A 19,760-nucleotide genomic window follows, 5' to 3' on the forward strand; every position below is an offset into this window, starting at 1 on the left:
CGGAGACAGATCCATCACGTCCATGCTTATGCGGATTGGCATGTCGCGGCCGGTCGAGATGGCGCGCTCGCATGAAAAAAGCCGCCCCCGATAAGGGGCGGCTTTTGATGGAGCTGAAAATCCTGACACCTCGAAGACCTTGCCATCTCGACCTTGGTCGAGAGGCAGGCGAGATGCCTTATTCTACCGTGGTCGGCGCATCGCCCGTGCTGACATCGCCGGAATCCGAGGCATCCGATCCTTCGAAGCGGGGGCGACGACGACGACGCGGCTTGGGAGCGGCCGGAGATGCATCGTCCCTCGGCAGCTCACCGGCGAGGTCGCGGGTCTGTTCGGACACGTTCGGCGTCTCCACCGGACGTTCGACTACGGGAGCCGCAACGGCAGGACGAGGCACGGCCGTGATGAAAGCCGGCAGAGCGGCGACATCTTCCGACGGGCGAAGCTCGGCCTCTTCCCGTCGACGAGAGCGCCGGGGCGCTGTCTCCGACGAACGACGGCTGTCGTTCCGCGGCGAATCCTGTCGCGCGGTGTCCTGCCGCGCTACCTCGTGCCGAACCGGCTCCTGGTGACGGACCGGTTCCTGATGCCGGATCGGTTCTTGGCGAGCCGCTTCCTGACGTGACACGTCCTGCGAGGCTTGGTCCGGCCTCGGCGAAGCGTCGTTGCCCTGATACTCGGTGCGGGGATTTTCGTAGCGTGGACTGTCGTTGCGGCCCTGACCACGGTTGAGATCGGCCCGCGGCTGGTCCTGCCGGCTATAATCCTGCCGGACCTGGTCTTGCCTCGGCTGGTCTTGTCTTGCGTTTTCCTGCCGGGCGTTCTCGCCTCGGAAGGAATCCTGGCGGTTGTAATCCTGTCGGCCACCGTCATGACGGTTTCCGTCATAGCGGGACCCATCTTGGCGCGAACCGTCTTGCCGGGCGACATCCTGACGTTGGCCGTCGCGGTTGCCGTCGAACCGTTGCGGGCGGTCGTTGCGGTTCTGGAAGCGATCGCGGCGCGTGTTGCGCTGGTCGGACTGCGAGTCCTGGCGATTGTCCTGGCGGGAATCCTGCCTCGTGTCCTGACGGGAATCTTGCCGCGTATCCTGGCGGGCATCTTGCCGGGCATCTTGGCGCGGCTCGTAGGCGGGCGGCTGCGGCTGTTGGGCCGGGTCGCCGTATTCTTCATTGTAGCTGTTGCCGTAGCCGCTGGCGGCATAGCCCAGGCTCGCGCCCTGACCCTCGTCGTCGCCATCCTCATCGTCGTCGTAGCCGGTGCGGGCGTAGCCACCATTCTGCTGGCGGTTCTGCTCCTGGGCACCCGAGATGATGCGGAAATAATGCTCGCCGTGCTGGAAATAATTCTCTGCCGCCACCGGATCGCCGCTCGCTTGCGCATCACGCGCGAGCTGGGCGTATTTGTCGGCGATGTGCTGCGCGGTCCCGCGGATTTTTACATCCGGCCCATTGGACTCGTAGGAACGCGTGAGCGGATTAGGACCTTTGGGGCGGTTGCGACCGCGCATCCGTCTATTCTGGTTTGGTCTCATCGGTCTCGATTGACCCTCGTTCAAATCGGAGCGTCTGATGATGCGGCGGGGCTACGGGCAGAGGAGACTGACCCGTTCCGGGGGTCGTCCTTGGCCTCGTAAGATCCGGTCGGTGGTTCCGCGATCGATTTCGCCGTGCTTGCCGTATGTCCGGTCAACCGATTCCTGCGCTCGCATTCCGGCGCTTATCGGCTGTCTGGCACTCAGGTCACCAAGCTTCCACACGGCCTCTCGTGCGTATCAGCTCGATGGTGGGGAGATCGTCTAAAAATATCGCGGACAGAACACCGCCGATATTTCTACCTCGATCCGCCTTAACGGACCGTTCGCGACCTGACTGTGACATTAGCGGCTAGCCGAGCCTACAACAAGCTCTTTTTCAGCTCTCGCCGTCGTTGCCCATCGTCGAAAGGCCGGACAGCGTGACGACGCGGGCATGGCCGGCCAGATCCCGTCTGACAGACGTTCGGGTGAAGCCTGCCGCCCGGCCGATCGTCAGAACATCCTCGGCCTGATCATGGCCGACCTCGAAGACGAGGGCTCCTTCAGGGTCGAGCAAGGGACGACGTTCGCATGATCCGATCACCTCCGCCACGATCCGCCGATAGGCGGAGAGGCCATCCTCTCCTCCATCGAGTGCTCCGAGCGGATCGTGGCACCGGACCTCATGGGCCAATGCCGGAATCGTCCCGCTCGGAATGTAGGGCGGGTTGGAGAGGATGACGTCGAAGGGTTTGCCGAGAGCCGAGCACCAGTCTCCGGCGACGAAGGCGGCGCGCCGTCCGACACCATTGGTCCGGGCATTGGTCCGGGCGCAGGCAAGCGCTTCATGCGAGCGGTCGAGGCCAATTCCGAAGGCATGGGGCCACTCGCTGAGTAGCGAGACGAGGATGCAGCCGGACCCGGTTCCGAGGTCGAGAAGGCGAAGCGGCCGGTCTCGGGTCGGATGAAGCGCCAGCGCGGCCTCCACCACGGTCTCGGTATCGGGCCGTGGAACCAGCGTCGCCGCGTTGAGGATGAAGGGAAGACCCCAGAATTCCCATTCGCCGAGGATACGGGCCACGGGCTCTCCCGCGAGGCGCCGCCGCATCGCTTCGCCGAACCGCATGGCGCCCTGTGCGCCGATGGGCTCCGCGCCGGAGAGGACGAGCTCTGTCTGGGTGATGCCGAGGGTATGGAGGAGAAGGAACCGGGCATCGCCGGCCGCACCGTCGATCCCGGCTTCGGAGAAGGCCATGACGGCATGGCGGAGGGCCTGCGAGCGCGGCAGCAGGGGATCGATGCCGTCTCCCGTCATGCCGCCCTCCGTCATGCCGTCTCCCGCCAAACCAGGGCTTCTTTCGTCACATCAGGCCCTTTCCTGTCGCACCAGATCCTTCCCGTCACACCATGCCTTCCGCGGCCATGAGCTCCGCCTGGTGCTCGGTGATGAGGGCATCCACCAGTTCGTCGAGAGCTTCGCCCGCGAGCACCTCTTCCAGCTTGTAGAGCGTGAGGTTGATGCGGTGGTCGGTGACCCGCGCCTGCGGAAAGTTGTAGGTGCGGATACGCTCGGAACGATCGCCCGAACCGACCTGTGATTTGCGGTCGGCGGCGCGAACGGCGTCCTTGGCGGTCCGCTCGGCATCGTAGAGCTTGGCACGCAGGAGCGACATGGCGCGAGCCCGGTTCTTGTGCTGCGAGCGTTCCTCCTGGACGAAGATGACGATGCCGCTCGGCATGTGCGTGATGCGGATCGCCGATTCCGTCTTGTTCACGTGCTGGCCGCCGGCGCCCTGCGAGCGCATCGTATCGATCTTCAGATCGGCATCGTTGACGACGATATCGACCTCCTCGGCCTCGGGCAGCACCGCAACGGTGGCGGCGGAGGTGTGGATGCGCCCCTGCGCCTCGGTATCGGGGACACGCTGGACGCGGTGGGCGCCGCTCTCGAACTTGAGCTTGGCGAACACGCCCTTGCCCTTCACCTCGGCGATGACCTCGCGATAGCCGCCGACGGTGCCCTCGCTCTCGGAGATGACGTCGACCTTCCAGCCCTTCAGGTCGGCATATCTCGCGTACATGCGGAACAGGTCGCCGGCGAACAGCGCGGCTTCGTCGCCGCCGGTGCCGGCGCGGATTTCGAGGATCGCGCTCTTCTCGTCGGCGGCGTCCTTGGGCAGCAGGATGACCTGCAGCGCCTTGTGCGCGGCCTCGAGCCCCGCTTCAGCCTCGGGTTTCTCGTCGGCGGCCAGCGCCCGCATCTCGGAATCGCCGCCGGGCTCGTCGATGAGGGCCTCGATCTCGGAGAGATTCGTCGCGGCGGCGCGATAGACATGGATGGCCGCCACCACGCCATCGAGCTCGGCGAGCTCCCGGGACAGCTGGACGAAGCTGTCGGAATCGGCCGAGCCCGCGCTGAGCGTGGCGGTGACGATGTCGTGCCGCGTCAGGATGGCGTCGAGGCGGTCTGAAGGAATAGGGGTCATCGCCCGGAGGATACTCTCAACTGTGGACTATGGATGTCGCACGGACATGCGCGAAGCTCAGCGGTCGGCCATCAGCCGTCACGCTCGCTAGATAGGCACGCCGTGGGCCTTGGCGAAGGCCGTGAGGACCGGCCTCAGGGACGCGCTGTCGCTGGAGCGCTCCATCTCGGCGTCGATCAGAGCCGCGACGGCGGAGGCATCGATTCCAAGCACCATCGCCTTCACCGGACCTATGGCGGCGGGCGACATGGAGAGGTTGCGGAATCCTAATCCGATCAGCGCCATCGCTTCCAGTGGCTTTCCGCCGATCTCGCCACAGATCGTGGCTGGGCAGCCGGCGGCCGCCGCCCGTTGCGCGATGAGGCGGAACGCGCGCAGGGCCGGGACGCTGAGCGTGTCGAACCGGTTGGCGACGCGACGATTCTCGCGATCCACGGCGAACAGGAACTGCATCAGGTCGTTCGAGCCCACCGACAGGAAGTCGGCGACCTTGGCGATCTCGTCGATTTGGAACAGCAGGGACGGCACTTCGACCATCACGCCAAGGCGGCAATCGCTCGGCAGGACGTAGCCGTGCCGGCGCAGATGCGCCTTCTCGCGATCGACGATGGCTTTGGCGCGGACGAACTCGTCCACCGTCGCCACCATCGGGAACATGATTTTCAGGGGCCGTCCCGACGCGGCTCTCAGGAGCGCGCGCAGCTGCACCCGCAACAGGGCGGGGCGGTCGAGCCCGATGCGGATGGCGCGCCAGCCGAGAGCCGGGTTCTCTTCCTCGAGGGCCGGCATGTAGGGCAGGATCTTGTCGCCGCCGATATCGAGGGTGCGGATCGTCACCGGAAGGTCGCCGGTGGCGGCGAACACCGCCTCGTAGAGCGATTGCTGCTCCGCGGCCGAGGGCATCCGCTGCGCCACCATGAACTGCAGCTCGGTGCGGAACAGGCCGATGCCTTCCGCCCCGGTCTCGTGGAGATGCGTCAGGTCGACCAGCAGCCCTGCATTGAGCTGCAGGCCGATGGCGACCCCGTCCCTTGTAATGGCGGGAAGGTCGCGCAGCGCCCGATACTGTTCCTGGCGACGCGCGCGCAGGCGGACCTGCTCGGCATAGGCGGCCTCGATCTCAGGGCCGGGACGGACCTGGATCTCGCCTGTGGCGCCATCGACGATGATCGCGTCGCCCGCGTCGCAGAGCGCCGTGGCGTTGGCGATCTCGCCCACCGCCGGGATCCCCAGAGCCCGGGCGACGATGGCGATGTGGCTCGTCGGGCCGCCTTCCTCCAGAACCACGCCGCGCAGGAACGCCCGATCGTAATCGAGAAGGGCCGCCGGACCCATCGAGCGCGCGACCAGGATCGCGTTCTCCGGCAGCTCACGATGCGTGCCGTTGGTTTCCGTGCCGATGAGCGTGCGCAGCAGCCGGTTGGCGAGATCGTCGAGATCGTGCAGCCGGTCGCGGAGATAGGGATCGCTCTGCCGCATCATCCGGGCGCGGTTGTCCGACTGGACGCGCTCGACGGCGGCCTCGGCCGTGAGGCCGGAATGCACCGCCTCGCGCATCCGGCGCAGCCAGCCCTTGTCGTGGGCGAACATGCGAACGGTTTCCAGCACTTCACGGGATTCGCCGGTGCCGATGCTGTCGCCGCGCTCCACGAGATCGTCGATGGCCGAGCGGACTTCGCCGATGGCCTCTTCCAGGCGCTCGACCTCGCGCTCCAGATTCTCGGCGATGAGCTGCTTCACGATGATGCGAGGCTCGTGCAGCACCACGTGTCCGAGGCCGATGCCGTCGGCGAGCGCGACCCCGCGCTGGCTCACGGGACGCCGTGCGGCCGAGCCGGCGCCGGGCGCCAGGGATTGCAATTCGCCCGAAGCGATCATCTCGGACAGCACCATCGCCGTCGTCTGGAGCGCTTCGATCTCCTCCTCCGAATAGACCCGGTAAGTGAGGTTCTGCACCACGAGGACGCCGAGCGTGTTGCCCGCGCGCAGGAGCGGCACGCCGAGGAAGGCGTGGTAGGCCTCCTCTCCGGTCTCGGGCCGGTAGGAGAAGGACGGGTGCGACTGGGCGTCCGAGAGCGACAGAGGCTCGGCGGTCTTGGCGATGAGGCCGACGAGGCCCTCGTCCGCCCGCATGCGGGTCAGGTGGACGGCCGAGCGATTCAGTCCCTCGGTGGCGAACAACTCAAGCGTGTTGTCGTCACTGAGGACATAGACCGAGCAGACCTCGGCGATGACGTTCGCCGCGATGAGGGTGACGATGCGGTCGAGGCGTGCTTGTGGACTGACCGGCTCCGCCATCGCTTCGCGGAGGCGGCGCAGCAGCAGGCGCGGGCCTCCGGGCGCAGCAGGCATGGTCTCCTCGATCCGAATTCAATCCTTCCCCCCGCACGCGCAAGTTTCATGCGCGACGGGGAGGGTCGGGCGCTCAAGCCTGATCGAGGCCGTATAGCGAGTGGAGCGTACGAACGGCAAGCTCCGTATAGGCCGCGTCGATCAATACGGAGAACTTGATCTCCGACGTGGTGATCGCACGGATGTTGATTCCCTTCTGCGCCAGGGCCCTGAATGCCTTGGCCGCGACGCCCGCATGGCTGCGCATACCGACGCCGATGGCCGAAACCTTCACGACATCGGTGGCGCCCTCGATCTGGGCGAATTCGATGACGCTGCTCTGAGCATCGAGAATCGTCCGGGCGCGGTCGTAATCGGCCGACGGCACCGTGAAGGTCATGTCGGTGGTCGACTGGTCGCCCGACACGGTCTGGATGATCATGTCGACATTGATGTTGGCATCCGCCAGCGGCCCGAAGATCGCTGCCGCGACACCGGGACTGTCCTTGACGCGGCGAAGGGTGATCTGCGCCTCGTCCTTCGAGAAGGCGATCCCGGTGATGATCTGCTGTTCCACGATATCGTCCTCGTCGCAGATGAGGGTGCCTGTGCGGGCGTTGTCGGGCGGGTCGAAGCTTGAGCGCACCGTGGTCGGTACGCGATGGACCATGGCGAGCTCGACGGAGCGAACCTGGAGCACCTTTGCTCCGAGGGAGGCCATCTCCAGCATCTCCTCGAAGGTCACGCGCTCCATGCGCTTGGCCTTGTGCACCACGCGCGGGTCGGTGGTGTAGACGCCGTCGACGTCGGTATAGATGTCGCAGCGCTCGGCGCCGATGGCGGCGGCAATGGCCACCGCGCTGGTGTCCGAGCCGCCCCGGCCCAACGTCGTGACGCGGCCGGTCTCGGTATGGATGCCCTGGAAGCCGGCAATGACGGCGACTTCGCCGCGCTGGAAGCCGGCCTCGAGGTTCTTCGGGTCGATGGCGGCGATGCGGGCCGAGCCATGGGCGTCGGAGGTCTCGATCGGGATCTGCCAGCCCTGCCAGGAGCGGGCCTTGATCCCGTTCTTCTGGAGTGCGGCGGCAAGGAGCCCTGCGGTGACGAGTTCGCCCGAGGCGACGATGGCATCGTACTCCGCCTCGTCGTAGAGCGGATTCGCATCCTTGACCCAGGCCACGAGTTCGTTGGTCTTGCCCGACATGGCCGAGACCACGACGGCGACGTCATAGCCGGCCGCGATCTCGCGCGCGACGTGGAGAGCCACGTTGCGGATACGGTCCACGGTCGCCACCGATGTGCCGCCGAACTTCATTACCAAACGGGGCATGTCGGGTCCGCGTCGATCCATTCTGGAACCAGCCATGCGTCGGGAACCCGGCTCCTGCGGCAACGCGACGGATCCGTGTCCCGCCGCTGTACCGGCCGGTGCTTCGGCGGGTACAAGGGCACTTCGGACGTGTCAACAATCGGGCATGCGGGCGTGCTGGCCCGCATTCAGGTCGGAAGGTCAGGCGAATGAACCCAGCGGCATCCTCTTCCATCGACGCCGAGGAAGTCGCCCGCTTCGAGGGCATCGCGGCGACGTGGTGGGCCGAGGACGGGCCGATGAAGGTGCTTCACCGATTCAACCCGGTGCGCCTCGCCTATATCCGCGATGCGATCTGCGCCCGCTTCGATCGCGACCCGCGCACGCCCTATCCCTTGAAGGGTCTGACCATCGTCGATGTCGGCTGCGGCGGCGGCGTCCTGTCCGAGCCGCTGGCACGACTCGGCGCCAGCGTCACCGGGCTCGATCCGGCGCCGACCAACATCGCCGTGGCCCGTGCGCATGCGGATGCCGAAGGCGTGGCCGTGGATTACCGCTCGCAGACCATCGAGGAGGTGGTGGCGGCGGGCGAGCGCTTCGACGTGGTCCTGATCATGGAGGTGGTGGAACACGTGGTCGACATGCCGGCCTTCGTCGCCAGCGCCTGCCAGGCGGTGAAGCCCGGCGGCCTCCTGTTCGCCGCCACCCTCAACCGCACCCTGCGCTCCTTCGCCCTCGCCATTGTCGGGGCGGAATACGTGCTCGGGTGGCTGCCGCGCGGAACACATGACTGGGACAAGTTCGTGAAGCCGGAGGAATTGTCCCGCGCCATCGCGCGCGGCGGGCTCTCCGTCACCGATACGACCGGCGTCGTGTTCAACCCCCTCGACGGCTCCTGGCGGGCGAGCCGCGACACGGCAGTGAACTACATGGTCGCGGCGGCGCGTCCGGCCTGAACCGGGCCTCTGCCTCCTCGTTGACGATGCGAATCGACGAGGAGACGTCATGCTCGAGAAGCTTCCGCACGCTGTCGGCGCGGCCCTGTCGGGCCTGAAGGCCGGTCTCGACAGAACCGCCTATCACCAGGATTTCGGGTCTTTGCCCGAGACGATCTCGCTGACGAGCGCGGCCTTCGCCGATGGGGCGAGCCTGCCGGCGCGGGTCACCGCCGATGGGCCGGGCGTCTCGCCGCCGCTGGCATGGAGCGGCCTGCCGGCCGGCACAAGCCATGTGGTTCTTCTGGTCGAGGATGCCGGCAGCCCGACACCGAAGCCCCTGGTCCATCTCATTGCCTGGAACCTTGCGGCGGGCGATACCCTCGGCGAGGGCGATGTCGCGAGCCCCGCCGGAGAGGGGCGGCGTCACGATCTCGGGCGGAACAGTTTCCTCAAGGATCAGTGGCTGCCGCCCGATCCGCCCACGGGACACGGGCCGCATGCCTACCTGTTCCAGATCTACGCCCTGAATGCTCCGCTCGACCTGCCCGCGAGTCCGGGACGCGCCGCGCTCATCGAGGCCATGGCTGGTCGGGTTCTCGCCAAGGGCTGCCTGACCGGGCTCTACGAGCGACGCTGACGACGAAGGCTTGCGCCGCTGCCGCCAATCGGTGCAAGCGCGCGTCATCGAGAGATGCTGCGTTTTCAAAGAGGGATCGGCATGAAGGCTTTGCTCTGCACCAGGCTCGGCGGTCCCGAGGATCTCGCGATCGTCGACCTGCCCGATCCGGTGCCCGGTCCCGGCGAGGCCCTGGTGCGGGTGACGCTGGCGGCGCTCAACTTCTTCGACACGCTGATCATCGCCGGGCGCTATCAGGTGAAGCCGGAACTGCCGTTCTCGCCCGGCGGCGAGGCGGTCGGGATCATCGAGGCCCTCGGGGAGGGCGCATCCGGCGTCGAAATCGGCGACCGGGTCATCGTCCACCGCACCTTCGGGACCTGCGCCGAACGCATCGCGGTCGGCGTCGCGCACCTCACCCCCGTGCCCGATGCGGTGGGCGACGAACAGGCGGCCGGGCTCACCATCACCTACGGCACCTCGCTCCATGCCCTGCGGGACCGCGCGCGGCTTCAGCCCGGCGAGACGCTGGCCGTGCTCGGCGCATCGGGCGGCGTCGGCCTCGCGGCGGTGGAACTCGGCGTGATCATGGGGGCGAGGGTGATCGCCTGCGCCTCCTCGCCGGAGAAGCTCCGGGTGGCTCAGGCGCATGGGGCTGAGATGAGCCTCGACTACGGCGAGGGCAACCTGCGCGAGGGCCTGCGGACGCTCACCGAGGGGCGCGGCGTCGACGTGATCTACGATCCGATCGGCGGTGAATACGCCGAACCGGCCCTGCGTTCGCTCGGCTGGAAGGGACGCTACCTCGTCATCGGTTTCGCTGCCGGCGAGATCCCGCGCATCCCCCTCAACCTCGCCCTCCTCAAGGGCATCGATATCCAGGGCGTGCATTGGGGCGTGTTCGTGGAGCGCGAGCCCCAGGCGCACCGGGCGAACCAGGAGCAGCTTCTCGCCTGGGTGGCGGAAGGGCGCCTGAAGGCGAAGATCCACGGCACCTTTCCGCTGGACCACTATGTCGAGGCACTCGGCATCCTCAAGCGCCGCGAGGCCGTGGGCAAGGTGCTGCTGCGGCCGTGAGGGACCTCCCCGCGAGGGGGGAGGGGCGGGTCGGGACGATCAGTGGAAATCCCGGCTGCGGTAGACGCGCCGGTCGGGCGGGGCACCGAAATCCGTCGTTTCCGGTGGGAGTTTGAGGCCGCCCTCGCGCAAGGTCCGCAACTCCTCGGTCAGGTCTCGAAACCGCTCGGCCAGGAGATGGACCACGAGGCCCGAGCGCTGGATGCGCCCGCGTACGGCGATGAAGCGCGCGCTCATGGCGATGCGCCGGTTGGCCTCGAACACCTTCTTCCAGACGATGACGTTGCAGATGCCGGTCTCGTCCTCCAGCGTCAGGAACACCACGCCCTTGGCGGTGCCGGGGCGCTGCCGGGTCAGGACGAGGCCCGCCACCGTCACGCGGGCGTTCTGGGCCAGGGCGGGATCGTGATGCGCCGCCGCCGGGATTGCACCGATGCGGGCGAGGCGGGCGCGGAAGAACGCCACCGGGTGGCCTTTGAGCGAGAGGCCGGTGGAGACGTAATCCTCCGCCACGTGCTCGGAGAGCGCCATCGCCGGCAGATCCACTGACGGTTCCGCCCGGAACAGCCCATCATCGGCGTGGAAGGCGAAGAGCGGCATCGGCGCATCGAGGAGATGGGTGCGCCGGTTGGTGGGGACGCCCCGCGCGGCACTGGCGCGCATCGAGGTGCCCTCCAATGCCCGAACCGCCCAGAGGGCGGCACGGCGGTCGAGGTCGAGGGAGCGGAAAGCGTCGGCCTCCGCCAGGCGTTCGAGGGCGTTGCGGGGAAGCGTCAGGGCGGCCTGCAGGCCCTCGACGCTGGCATAGCCGTTGCCGCGCAGGGCAACGAGCCGGGCCATGGCCGCCTTCGGCAAGCCGCTCACCTGCCGCAGGCCGATGCGGACGGCGAAGCGCCGCTCTTGCCCCGGCGGCGTCGAGGCCGGTTCCAGGGTGCAGTCCCAGGCGCTGGCATTGACGTCCGGTCCGCGCACCTCGACCCCGTGGGCGCGGGCGTCCCGCACGAGCTGGGCCGGCTGATAGAAGCCCATGGGCTGCGAATTCAGGATCGCGGCCAGGAAGACGTCCGGGTGACGGCACTTCATCCAGGCCGAGGCGTAGACCAGCAGCGCGAAGCTCGCCGCATGGCTCTCGGGAAAGCCGTAGGTGGAGAACCCTTCGATCTGCTTGAAGCAGCGCTCGGCGAAGTCGCGCGGGTAGCCCCGCCCGGCCATGCCCTCGATGAACTTGGTCTTGAAATTCACGATCTGGCCGTTGTGCCGGAAGGTCGCCATGGCCCGGCGCAAGCCGTCGGCTTCCGAGGGCGTGAAGCCGGCTGCGGTGATCGCGATCTGCATGGCGTGCTCCTGGAACAGCGGCACGCCGAAGGTCCGCTTCAGAACCTGTTCGAGTTCGTTGGCCGGACCGTGTTCGGGCGAAGGGGAGGGGAAGACGACAGGGTCTTCGCCCGAGCGCCGCCGCAGGTAGGGATGGACCATGTCGCCCTGGATCGGGCCGGGCCGCACGATGGCGACCTGGACCACGAGGTCGTAGAATTCCTTCGGCTTCAGGCGCGGCAGCATCGACATCTGCGCCCGGCTCTCGACCTGGAATACGCCGACGGAATCGGCTTTCGACAGCATCGCGTAGACGTCGGGCTGCTCGCGCGGGATTTCGGCCAGGGTCTCGTAGTCGGTGCCGTAATCCTCGCGCAGGAAATCGAGGCCACGCTTGAGGCAGGTCAGCATGCCGAGCGCCAGCACGTCGACCTTGAGCAGTCCGATCGTGTCGATGTCGTCCTTGTCCCATTCGATGAAGGTGCGGTCCGGCATCGCGGCGTTGCCCACCGGCACGGTCTCGTCGAGGCGCCCCCGCGTCAGCACGAACCCGCCCACATGCTGCGACAGATGACGCGGGAAGCCGATGAGCTGGATCGCGAGGTCCACCGCCTGCCGGATCGCCGGGTTGGCGGGGTCGAGCCCGGCCTGCGCGATGTGCTGGTCGGGCAGGCCGGCGCCCCAGGAACCCCACACCGTGTCGGCCATCACGCCGGTGATGTCGGGGGTGAGGCCCAGGACCTTGCCGACCTCGCGGATGGCGCTGCGGGGCCGGTAGTGGATCACCGTGGCGCAGATCGCCGCGCGATCCCGCCCGTAGCGGCGATAGAGGTACTGGATCACCTCCTCGCGCCGCTCGTGCTCGAAATCGACGTCGATATCGGGTGGCTCGTCCCGGCTCTCGGAGATGAAGCGGGCGAAGAGCAGCCGGATTTCGGTCGGGTCCACCGCCGTGATGCCGAGGCAGTAGCAGACCACGGAATTCGCCGCCGAGCCGCGGCCCTGGCACAGGATACCCCGGTTCCGGGCGAACTCGACGATGTCGTGGATGGTGAGGAAGTAGCGGGCGTAGTCGAGCCGGCGGATCAGCTCGAACTCGTTGGCGAGCGACGTCTCCACGATCTCCGGGATGCCGTCGGGATAGCGCAAACCGGCGCGGTGCCGGGTCATGTATTCGAGATGGCCCTGCGCCGTCCTGCCGGGGGGGACGGGTTCGTCGGGATACTCGTATTTCAGCTCCTCCAGCGAGAAGGTGCAGGCCTGCGCGATCTCGATGGTGCGCGCGATCGCCTCCGGGTGGTCGGCGAAGAGCCGGGCCATCTCGGCCGGCGGTTTCAGGTGGCGCTCCGCATTGGCCTCCAGCCGGTAACCGGCCTCGACCAGGGTGCAGCCCTCGCGGATACAGGCGACCACGTCCTGCAGGGGACGCCGGTCGGGATGGTGATAGAGCGCGTCCGACACCGCCACCATCGGCGCGCCGAGGCGTTTCCCGAACCCGGCGAGCCGGCCCAGACGACGGCGCTCATCGCCACGATAGCGATGGCTGACACCGAGGAAGACGCGGTCGGGCGCCGTCTCCGCCAGGGCCGCGAGATGACGGCCGAAGGCTTCCTCCGCCGCCTCGGATGGCAAAGTGGTCTCCGGGGGAATGGCGATGAAGATCTGGCCTCCTGCCGCCGCGAGCATCTCCTCGACGCCGAACCGGCACTCGCCCTTCGGCGAGCGCCGGTTGCCGTCCGTGAGCAGGCGGCAGAGCCGGCCATAGGCGTCGCGGTCCATCGGGTAGGCGACCGCCTCGAACCCCTCCTCGGTGACGAGGCGGACACCGGGCAGATAGCGGATCGTCGGCTCGCCCGCTTTCTTTCGGCGCTTGGCCTCGGCATGGCCGCGCACCACGCCCGACAGCGTGTTGCGGTCGGCGATGCCGATGGCGTGGAATCCGAGCTCGGCACCCTGAGCCACCATCTCCTGCGGATGCGAGGCCCCGCGCAGGAAGGAGAAATTAGTTGTGACGGCGAGCTCGGCATAGAGCGGGGTCATGCGCTTTCGACCCTCTCTCCTCTGCGGGAGAGGGAGGCCGCGGAGCAGGCGGGAGAGGAGGCGAACTTTTCAAGAAGCACGCTCCCCTCTCCCGACCCTCGCCGACGCGAGGGCTCTCTTCCCCTGCGAAGTGTGGCGGACAGACTCGCGGGACCTTGCTCATCCTTCACGCGAACAGCCCCTGCACGAACCAGCGTGCCGCTTTCTGCGCCGTGTGGAATCCCTCCCGGTAGACCCAGAGCCGCCGGCCGGATTCGTCCTCGACCACGTAGTAATCCCGAGCCGGTGCGGGAGCGTGCCACCATGCGTCGGCGATGCGTTCCGGACCCTCGGCATGGGCGATCCGGTGCAAGCGCCGGCGCCAGCGAAAGCGCTGGGGCGGCCCGTCGGGAGCCAGCGAGAACACGTCGTCGGCCGCCTCGCTGCGGGACAGGAGAACGAGGGGCCGGGACGGAATCGGCCCCTGCGGGCGGGCATTCACCCGTCCGGCCCAGTCGAGGGCGACATGTCTCACCCGCCATGGTTCCAGGGCGTCGGCGCGCTCGGGGATGTGACTCGCCCGTGGGCTCAAGCGGATCACCCTGGCCCTGATGCGCTGGCGCAGAGCATCGGCGAGGCGGGCGGTTCCGCTGGTATCGGTCCTTTGGTCGAGGCCGGTCGCGGCCAGCGCGTCCTGGCGCGCTTCCAGCCGACCGATCCCGGTCACGTCGAGCCGCACGGTCTCGAAGCCGAAACCGGCATCGAGGGCCGGACCGAGCCGCTCGAGGCGCAGATCCAGCAGCCGTCCGACCTGGGTCGCACAGAGTGTCGGTTCCGACAGGCCGAGATCGAGGGTCTTCTCGATGCCGTCGACCCGGTACAGGCTCAATCGCAGGGAGCGCGCACCGAAGCCCGAGGCGGCGAGGCGGGGCGCGATCTCCTGCATCAGCCGGATGGCGGTGGCGACGATGATCGTCTGATGCCCGATCGGGTCGAGGAAGCCCCGGCTCGCGCCGAAGGCGGCGGGCTCGGCCAGGGAGACCAGCGGTTCGGGCCTCCTCCCCAATGCCTGGTCGAGGCGCAGCAGCAGGGTTTCGCCGAAGCGCCGTGCGAGGGGAGGGCGGGGCGCGTCCGCCAGCTCTCCGATCCGGCGCAGCCCGAGGCGGCGGAGCGATTCGGCAATGGAGGGCTCGATCCGCAAGGCGCCGACGGAGATGTCGCGCAGGGCCGGTGCGTTCTCTCCCGGCGGAACGATGACGGGTCTCGCCGAACCGCCATGGCGAGCGAGCGCGAAGGCGCAGGCCGGGGTATCGGCCAAGGCCAGCCGGGCGGGGATGGCATTCGCCGACAGGCGGGCGGCGAGGTCGGCGATCAGCGCGTCTTCCCCACCGAACAGGTGGCTTGCCCCCTCGACATCGAGGAAGAAGCCATCGCCGCCCTCCACCGCCCCGAACGGCGCCACCACGGGCGCGTAGCGCCGCGCCCAGAGGCAGAGCCGCGCGAGGGCGGCGGCATCGGCTTCCGGGTCGGCGGGATGGACGGCGATGCCCGGCCCGATCCGGGCACGGGCTCGCGCGAGGGGCTCGCCCGGCCGCAGGCCGAGAGCCCATGCCGCGGCATCCACGGCCGTGATGCGCAGGCCCCCCGGCCCCACGGCGGCCACCACGGCGGGAGAGGCTGCCTCGGGCAGCTTTTGCTCAGGCCTTCTTGGCTCAGGCCTTCTTGGCTCAGGCACTCTTGGCTCAGGCATGGCTTGAGCGCGTCCGAGCCGCGTCAGCGGCCACTGCTCCAGCCAGACCGAAACGATGCGCGGCATGATCCCACTCCAGAAGCCAATCGCCCGTCCGTCCATTGCGGCAGCGGTCGAGCCGCGCCCGCCAGCATGGCCGTTCGATGCAGCCGAAACGGTCCCGAAGGGCCGCGCCCGAGCCGATCCGCCAGCGGGTCGCGGCCATGTTCGGGCATTCCGCCTGGGGCGGCCGCAGGACGAGGAGGAGGCGGGACGCAGCCTCGCCCGCCAGATGCAGTCGCCGGCTCTGCTTCAGCGGCAGGCCGGCATCCACGAGCCCCGCCACCGCCCTCAAGCCCTGCGAGCGCAGGGCTTCCTCCACGGCGCGGTAGGCATCCGCGTCGTTCTCGACCTCCAGGATCAGCAGGCGGCCGGGATCGAGACCGAGCCCGGCGAGGCCGTGACCGTAGGGCGTCGGATGGCCCTTGCCGATGACGAGAAGGGCCTCCCCCTCCACCCGCGCGAGGTGGCGCGCCATCAGGGCGAGGGTGAAGCCCAGGGCCGCCGCCTCGTCGCCCTCGGATTGCGGCGCGATCTCGTGTGGGCGGCCGAGGGAAAGGCCGCCGCCGGGCAGCCCCGAATCGATATGGGCGATCCCCAGCGGCAGCGTGTCGATCGCGGGCGCGTCGGAATTCGGTCCTCGATGATCGCGCAACGCGGCCAGGGCGATCTGCCGTCGCCGCGCCGGCTCGTCCGCTTCCGTTCCGTCCTCATCGCGCATTGCCCGTCGAGCCCAAGCCATCATGTCCGTTCCATCGCCCGACGATAAGAACAAAACAAGAACATACTCAACAGGTTTCAGGGGAATGAAAAATTACCCAATGGGCTGAGCCGCTTCCCCTGTGGATGGCTGTGGACGAGTGTGGATAGGGCAGGGACGGGACGGCGGCATGGGCGCCCGACCGGACTTGACCGCATGACCGGAGCCGGCATTGTCCCTCCCCCGTGCCGGACCTCCGGCGCACCAGCCTGGAGAGAATGTCCATGCGCCTCGACCATGTCGCCAAGTCTCTGATCGGATTGATGATTCTCGCAGGATCTGCAGTCGTTCCCGCAGCGGCTCAGGCGCCCGGTCAAGTCAGTCCCGGCCAGCCCGGCCGCGGGATGAGCGCCGCTCCGGCGACAGACGCCGCCGCCGCTCCGGGACCCGGGGCGGCCAGGGCCAAGCCCAGGCGGATGGTGGCGCCATCGCAGCCGATCCAGGTCTACGATGCGCGGATCGAGGCGGGAGATCTGCGGATCTCGGGCAGTGTTCGGAAAGGTGGCACCGTCGTCGTTCTGGACGAGGACATCTCGGTGATGGCCGATTCGCGCGGGCGGTTCCTGTTCCGTCTTCCCTACCGGCCGGCCACCTGCGTCGCGGCGCTGAAGGCCGGCGATGACGAGAGGGAGGCCGTGGTGGCCAATTGCGCGCCCGCCGGCGAGCCCGGCGCCAAGGGCGATGCCGGCCCGCAGGGAGAGGCCGGTCCGCAGGGCATGGCGGGGCTTGCCGGCGCGCCCGGCATGGCCGGTCCCAAAGGCGATACAGGACCCAAAGGTGAGACGGGGGCGAAAGGAGATGCCGGGCAGAAGGGCGAGGCTGGGCTGAAGGGCGAAACCGGCCCGCAGGGACCGGCCGGACCCAAGGGCGATACCGGGTCAAAGGGCGATACGGGTCCAAAGGGCTTGGCCGGTACTCAGGGCGAGCCGGGAGCGGCCGGCGTCACGGCCAGCACCGCCGCCTCCGCATTGCGTCCGGTGCGCAGCGAGAGCTGTGCTTCCGGCGGCTGCGAGGTGAGCTGCGAGAGCGGCGAGGCCTTCGTCTCGGCCTATTGCCTGTCCTCGGGCAGTCCGTCCTTCGCCAATGGCGGTGCCAGCGCGTCCTGCCCGTCCGACGCCAAGGGCATGGTCGGGTTCTGTTCCCGGTTATAGGTCGGACCCGGTCTCCTCGATCCAGTGCATCATCCCGGCGGCCGCGGCGCGGCCGCTGGCGAAGGCGCCCTGCAGAAGGTAGCCGCCGGTGGGGGCTTCCCAGTCCAGCATCTCGCCGGCGACGAACACGCCCGGCCGCGCCTTCAGCATGAAGCGTGTATCGATGGCCTCGAAGGCGACGCCGCCCGCCGTGGAGATCGCCCGCTCGATCGGGCGGGGAGCGAGAAGACGTAAGGGCGCCGCCTTGATCAGGGCGGCGAGTTCGACCGCCGAGGACGGGAGAAAACGGCCGGCGGCCTCGCGCAGCAGACCCGCCGCCACGGGATCGAGCCCCGCATCCTTGCGCAGGCGCGTGGCGAGGGACGCGCCCTGCTTGTGCGTCGCGAGACGTCGCGTCAGGACCGCCTCGGTCACATCCGGCCGCAGATCGAGGATGAGCCGAGCCTCGCCCCCTGCCTCGTCCTTTGCTTCGATCGCCTCGCGGATGAGGCGCGAAAGGGTGTAGACCGCCCCGCCCTCGATTCCGTCCGCCGTGATCATGGCCTCGCCGCGAACGGTCTCGTCTCCGAGCCGGAGGGCGATGCGTTTCACCGGCGTCCCGGCGAAGCGCTCCCGGAACACGTCCGACCACGGCACGGTGAAGCCGACATTGGCGGGCCTGAGGGGCGAGACGGCGATCCCGGCCTCGGTGAAGAGCGGAACCCAGGCCCCGTCCGAGCCGAGCCGTGGCCAACTCGCACCGCCGAGGGCGAGGAGCGTCGGCCCGGTCTTCACCACGCTGCGGCCTTCCGGCGTTTCGAACGCCAGGCTCCCATCGGCCTCCCAGCCGAGGAAGCGATGCCGGGTCAGGATGCGGACGCGACCCGCGTCGAGCCGCTGCAGCCAGGCCCGCAGGAGTGGCGAGGCCTTGAAGCTCTTCGGGAACACACGGCCGCTCGACCCGACGAAGGTTGCCTGGCCGAGGCCCTCGCACCAGTCCCGCAAGGCTTGCGGGGGGAACGCGGCGATCGCCTCCGCGAGGGGCGGCTGCGCCGGGTGGTAGCGCCGCTGGAATGCCTCCAGCGGCTCGCTATGGGTGAGGTTGAGGCCGCCGCGCCCGGCGATGAGGAACTTGCGCCCCACCGAGGGCATCCGCTCGTAGACCGTGACGCGATGGCCCGCCTCGGCCAGCATCTCGGCGGCGGCCAGGCCGGCCGGGCCGCCGCCGATCACCGCAATGGGGCGTGAAGTCGATTCCGTCATGGGCGTTGGGAGGCCGTGGCCGAGCCCGGCTGTCAAGGGCGCATCGTCTCGCCCTTCACCCCGCCTCGGCGGCGACCAGGGCGAAAGTGAGCACGTCCACCGATCGCGCTCCTCCGCGCAGCAGCGCCCGCGATGCGGCATTGGCGGTGGAGCCGGTGGTGGTGACGTCGTCGATGAGCAGGATCTTGCGCCCCTGGAGACGCGCCTTCGCGGCGGCGGGCACCCGGAACGCGCCCTGAAGGTTCGTTGCCCGCGCGGCCCGGCTGAGGCCGACCTGCGAACGCGTCGCCTTCACCCGGGCGAGGATCGCGGTCTCGCAGGGAAGGCCGGCGATGCGGCCGATTCCGCGGCCGAGGAGGGCGGCCTGATTGAAGCGGCGACGCCAGAGCCGCGTCCAGTGCAGCGGCACCGGCACGAGGCAATCGGCCTCCCGCAACAATTCCGCGCCGGCCGCCGCCATCATCCGAGCCATGGGCGCGGCGAGATCGAGCCGGTCCTCGTATTTCAGGCGGTGGACCAGATCACGTGCCACGTCGTCGTAGAGCGCGACGGCTCTCGCACGCTCGAAGACGGGCGGATCGGCGATGGCGCGGGGCGAGAGGAGGGGGACGAGTCCGAGATCGACGGAAAACGGCGTCCCGAGGCGCTGGCAATAGGGCTGTTCGATGAGGCGCAGGCTCGACCAGCAGCGGGAGCACAGGGCGTGAGGATCGGCGGTGGCGGCGCCGCAGCCGGCGCAGGTCGGCGGATAGATCAGGCCGAGGGCGCCCGCCGAGATCGAGCGAACGCCTCGCCGAAGGAGCTGAGCGGCGGACACCATGCCTCTGGCTTAAGGCCTTGCCCGCCGCTCCGCGACGACCTTTTCCGCGATGACGTTTCGCGGAACGCGATCGGTGGGAAAAATGCCCTATTGCGCCGTGGGCTGCTGGCCCTGATTCTGCTGCGCCTTGTCCTTCTTGTTGGCCCTGTGACGGCCGATGGCGCAGCCGGCCGCCGCTCCGATTACGCCGTGGCCCGCCACATGGCCGGCGACGCCGCCCACGAGCGCGCCCTTGATGCAGCCCTTGGCTTCGGCGCCGCCGCTCAGGGACAGGATTGCGAGGGTGGACAAGGCGATTCCCGTCAGAAGTCGAATCATGGGGCCGGTCTCCGGTTTCCGTTATGATGCGCCAACCGTTCGCCGCTCTCGCCCGTTCCGCGCTGGCAGGATCA

The 19,760-nt window shown here is 68.6% G+C and carries 16 protein-coding genes (1 of these 16 cut by a window edge); 5 read left to right on the forward strand and 11 right to left on the reverse strand.

Annotation, left to right across the window (positions count from 1 at the left end; all coding sequences use genetic code 11):
• A protein-coding gene (locus A3OK_RS0121120) for a hypothetical protein (RefSeq protein WP_019906886.1) crosses the window boundary here: on the forward strand, window positions 1-75 show its end. 720 nt of this gene lie to the left of the window's left edge; only the last 75 of its 795 coding nucleotides appear in the window; its start codon lies off the left edge, out of view; it ends in the stop codon at window positions 73-75.
• A gap of 103 nt (window positions 76-178) precedes the next feature.
• Here A3OK_RS0121120 and A3OK_RS0121125 read toward each other — a convergent pair whose 3' ends face one another.
• The 5 genes from A3OK_RS0121125 to A3OK_RS0121145 form a co-directional block, all read right to left on the reverse strand.
• On the reverse strand, window positions 179-1,510 hold the full coding sequence (locus tag A3OK_RS0121125; protein WP_019906887.1) for a DUF4167 domain-containing protein: 1,332 nt from the start codon (window positions 1,508-1,510) through the stop codon (window positions 179-181).
• A 403-nt stretch (window positions 1,511-1,913) separates the two neighbouring features.
• Window positions 1,914-2,846 (reverse strand): peptide chain release factor N(5)-glutamine methyltransferase, encoded by a 933-nt coding sequence (prmC, locus tag A3OK_RS0121130; protein WP_019906888.1) that lies wholly within the window; start codon window positions 2,844-2,846, stop codon window positions 1,914-1,916.
• 70 nt (window positions 2,847-2,916) lie between these two features.
• Window positions 2,917-4,002: a peptide chain release factor 1 gene (gene prfA / locus A3OK_RS0121135; protein ID WP_019906889.1), complete on the reverse strand. Its 1,086-nt coding sequence runs from the start codon at window positions 4,000-4,002 to the stop codon at window positions 2,917-2,919.
• A gap of 87 nt (window positions 4,003-4,089) precedes the next feature.
• Entirely contained in the window at window positions 4,090-6,354 is a 2,265-nt protein-coding gene (gene ptsP, locus A3OK_RS0121140; RefSeq protein WP_019906890.1) for a phosphoenolpyruvate--protein phosphotransferase, read from the reverse strand.
• A gap of 73 nt (window positions 6,355-6,427) precedes the next feature.
• Window positions 6,428-7,663, reverse strand: coding sequence for an aspartate kinase (locus A3OK_RS0121145; RefSeq protein ID WP_026597503.1), 1,236 nt, complete (start codon window positions 7,661-7,663; stop codon window positions 6,428-6,430).
• 188 nt (window positions 7,664-7,851) lie between these two features.
• On the opposite strand from A3OK_RS0121145, the gene ubiG reads away from it, so the two are divergent.
• The 3 genes from ubiG to A3OK_RS0121160 all read left to right on the forward strand — a co-directional run bounded on the left by ubiG (window position 7,852) and on the right by A3OK_RS0121160 (window position 10,273).
• A complete protein-coding gene (gene ubiG / locus A3OK_RS0121150; RefSeq protein ID WP_019906892.1) occupies window positions 7,852-8,598 on the forward strand; it encodes a bifunctional 2-polyprenyl-6-hydroxyphenol methylase/3-demethylubiquinol 3-O-methyltransferase UbiG in 747 nt (248 codons plus the stop codon).
• A gap of 49 nt (window positions 8,599-8,647) precedes the next feature.
• The gene (locus A3OK_RS0121155) at window positions 8,648-9,217 is read left to right on the forward strand and encodes a YbhB/YbcL family Raf kinase inhibitor-like protein (protein WP_019906893.1); all 570 of its coding nucleotides are present in this window, start codon (window positions 8,648-8,650) and stop codon (window positions 9,215-9,217) included.
• A gap of 81 nt (window positions 9,218-9,298) precedes the next feature.
• Window positions 9,299-10,273 (forward strand): NADPH:quinone oxidoreductase family protein, encoded by a 975-nt coding sequence (locus tag A3OK_RS0121160; protein ID WP_019906894.1) that lies wholly within the window; start codon window positions 9,299-9,301, stop codon window positions 10,271-10,273.
• 39 nt (window positions 10,274-10,312) lie between these two features.
• Here the strand turns inward: A3OK_RS0121160 and A3OK_RS0121165 are convergent, their stop codons facing one another.
• The 3 genes from A3OK_RS0121165 to A3OK_RS0121175 form a co-directional block, all read right to left on the reverse strand.
• The gene (locus A3OK_RS0121165; protein ID WP_019906895.1) at window positions 10,313-13,627 is read right to left on the reverse strand and encodes an error-prone DNA polymerase; all 3,315 of its coding nucleotides are present in this window, start codon (window positions 13,625-13,627) and stop codon (window positions 10,313-10,315) included.
• Window positions 13,628-13,793: 166 nt separating this feature from the next.
• Entirely contained in the window at window positions 13,794-15,272 is a 1,479-nt protein-coding gene (locus tag A3OK_RS0121170; RefSeq protein ID WP_019906896.1) for a DNA polymerase Y family protein, read from the reverse strand.
• 76 nt (window positions 15,273-15,348) lie between these two features.
• Window positions 15,349-16,140 carry an ImuA protein gene (locus A3OK_RS0121175; RefSeq protein WP_245259394.1) on the reverse strand — a complete coding sequence of 264 codons (792 nt, stop codon included), beginning with the start codon at window positions 16,138-16,140 and terminating at the stop codon, window positions 15,349-15,351.
• 239 nt (window positions 16,141-16,379) lie between these two features.
• On the opposite strand from A3OK_RS0121175, the gene A3OK_RS23185 reads away from it, so the two are divergent.
• Window positions 16,380-17,306 (forward strand): collagen-like protein, encoded by a 927-nt coding sequence (locus A3OK_RS23185; RefSeq protein WP_036302424.1) that lies wholly within the window; start codon window positions 16,380-16,382, stop codon window positions 17,304-17,306.
• Here the strand turns inward: A3OK_RS23185 and A3OK_RS0121190 are convergent.
• The 3 genes from A3OK_RS0121190 to A3OK_RS0121200 all read right to left on the reverse strand — a co-directional run bounded on the left by A3OK_RS0121190 (window position 17,301) and on the right by A3OK_RS0121200 (window position 19,686).
• Complete coding sequence (locus A3OK_RS0121190; RefSeq protein ID WP_019906899.1) at window positions 17,301-18,548, reverse strand: TIGR03862 family flavoprotein; 1,248 nt, start codon at window positions 18,546-18,548, stop codon at window positions 17,301-17,303. The genes A3OK_RS23185 and A3OK_RS0121190 overlap by 6 nt on opposite strands.
• Window positions 18,549-18,603: 55 nt before the next feature.
• Window positions 18,604-19,368: a ComF family protein gene (locus tag A3OK_RS0121195; RefSeq protein WP_019906900.1), complete on the reverse strand. Its 765-nt coding sequence runs from the start codon at window positions 19,366-19,368 to the stop codon at window positions 18,604-18,606.
• A gap of 87 nt (window positions 19,369-19,455) precedes the next feature.
• Entirely contained in the window at window positions 19,456-19,686 is a 231-nt protein-coding gene (locus tag A3OK_RS0121200) for a hypothetical protein (protein ID WP_019906901.1), read from the reverse strand.
• Window positions 19,687-19,760 lie beyond the last annotated feature (74 nt).

The sequence above is a fragment of the Methylobacterium sp. 77 genome (assembly GCF_000372825.1).
Taxonomy (GTDB): Bacteria; Pseudomonadota; Alphaproteobacteria; order Rhizobiales; family Beijerinckiaceae; genus Methylobacterium.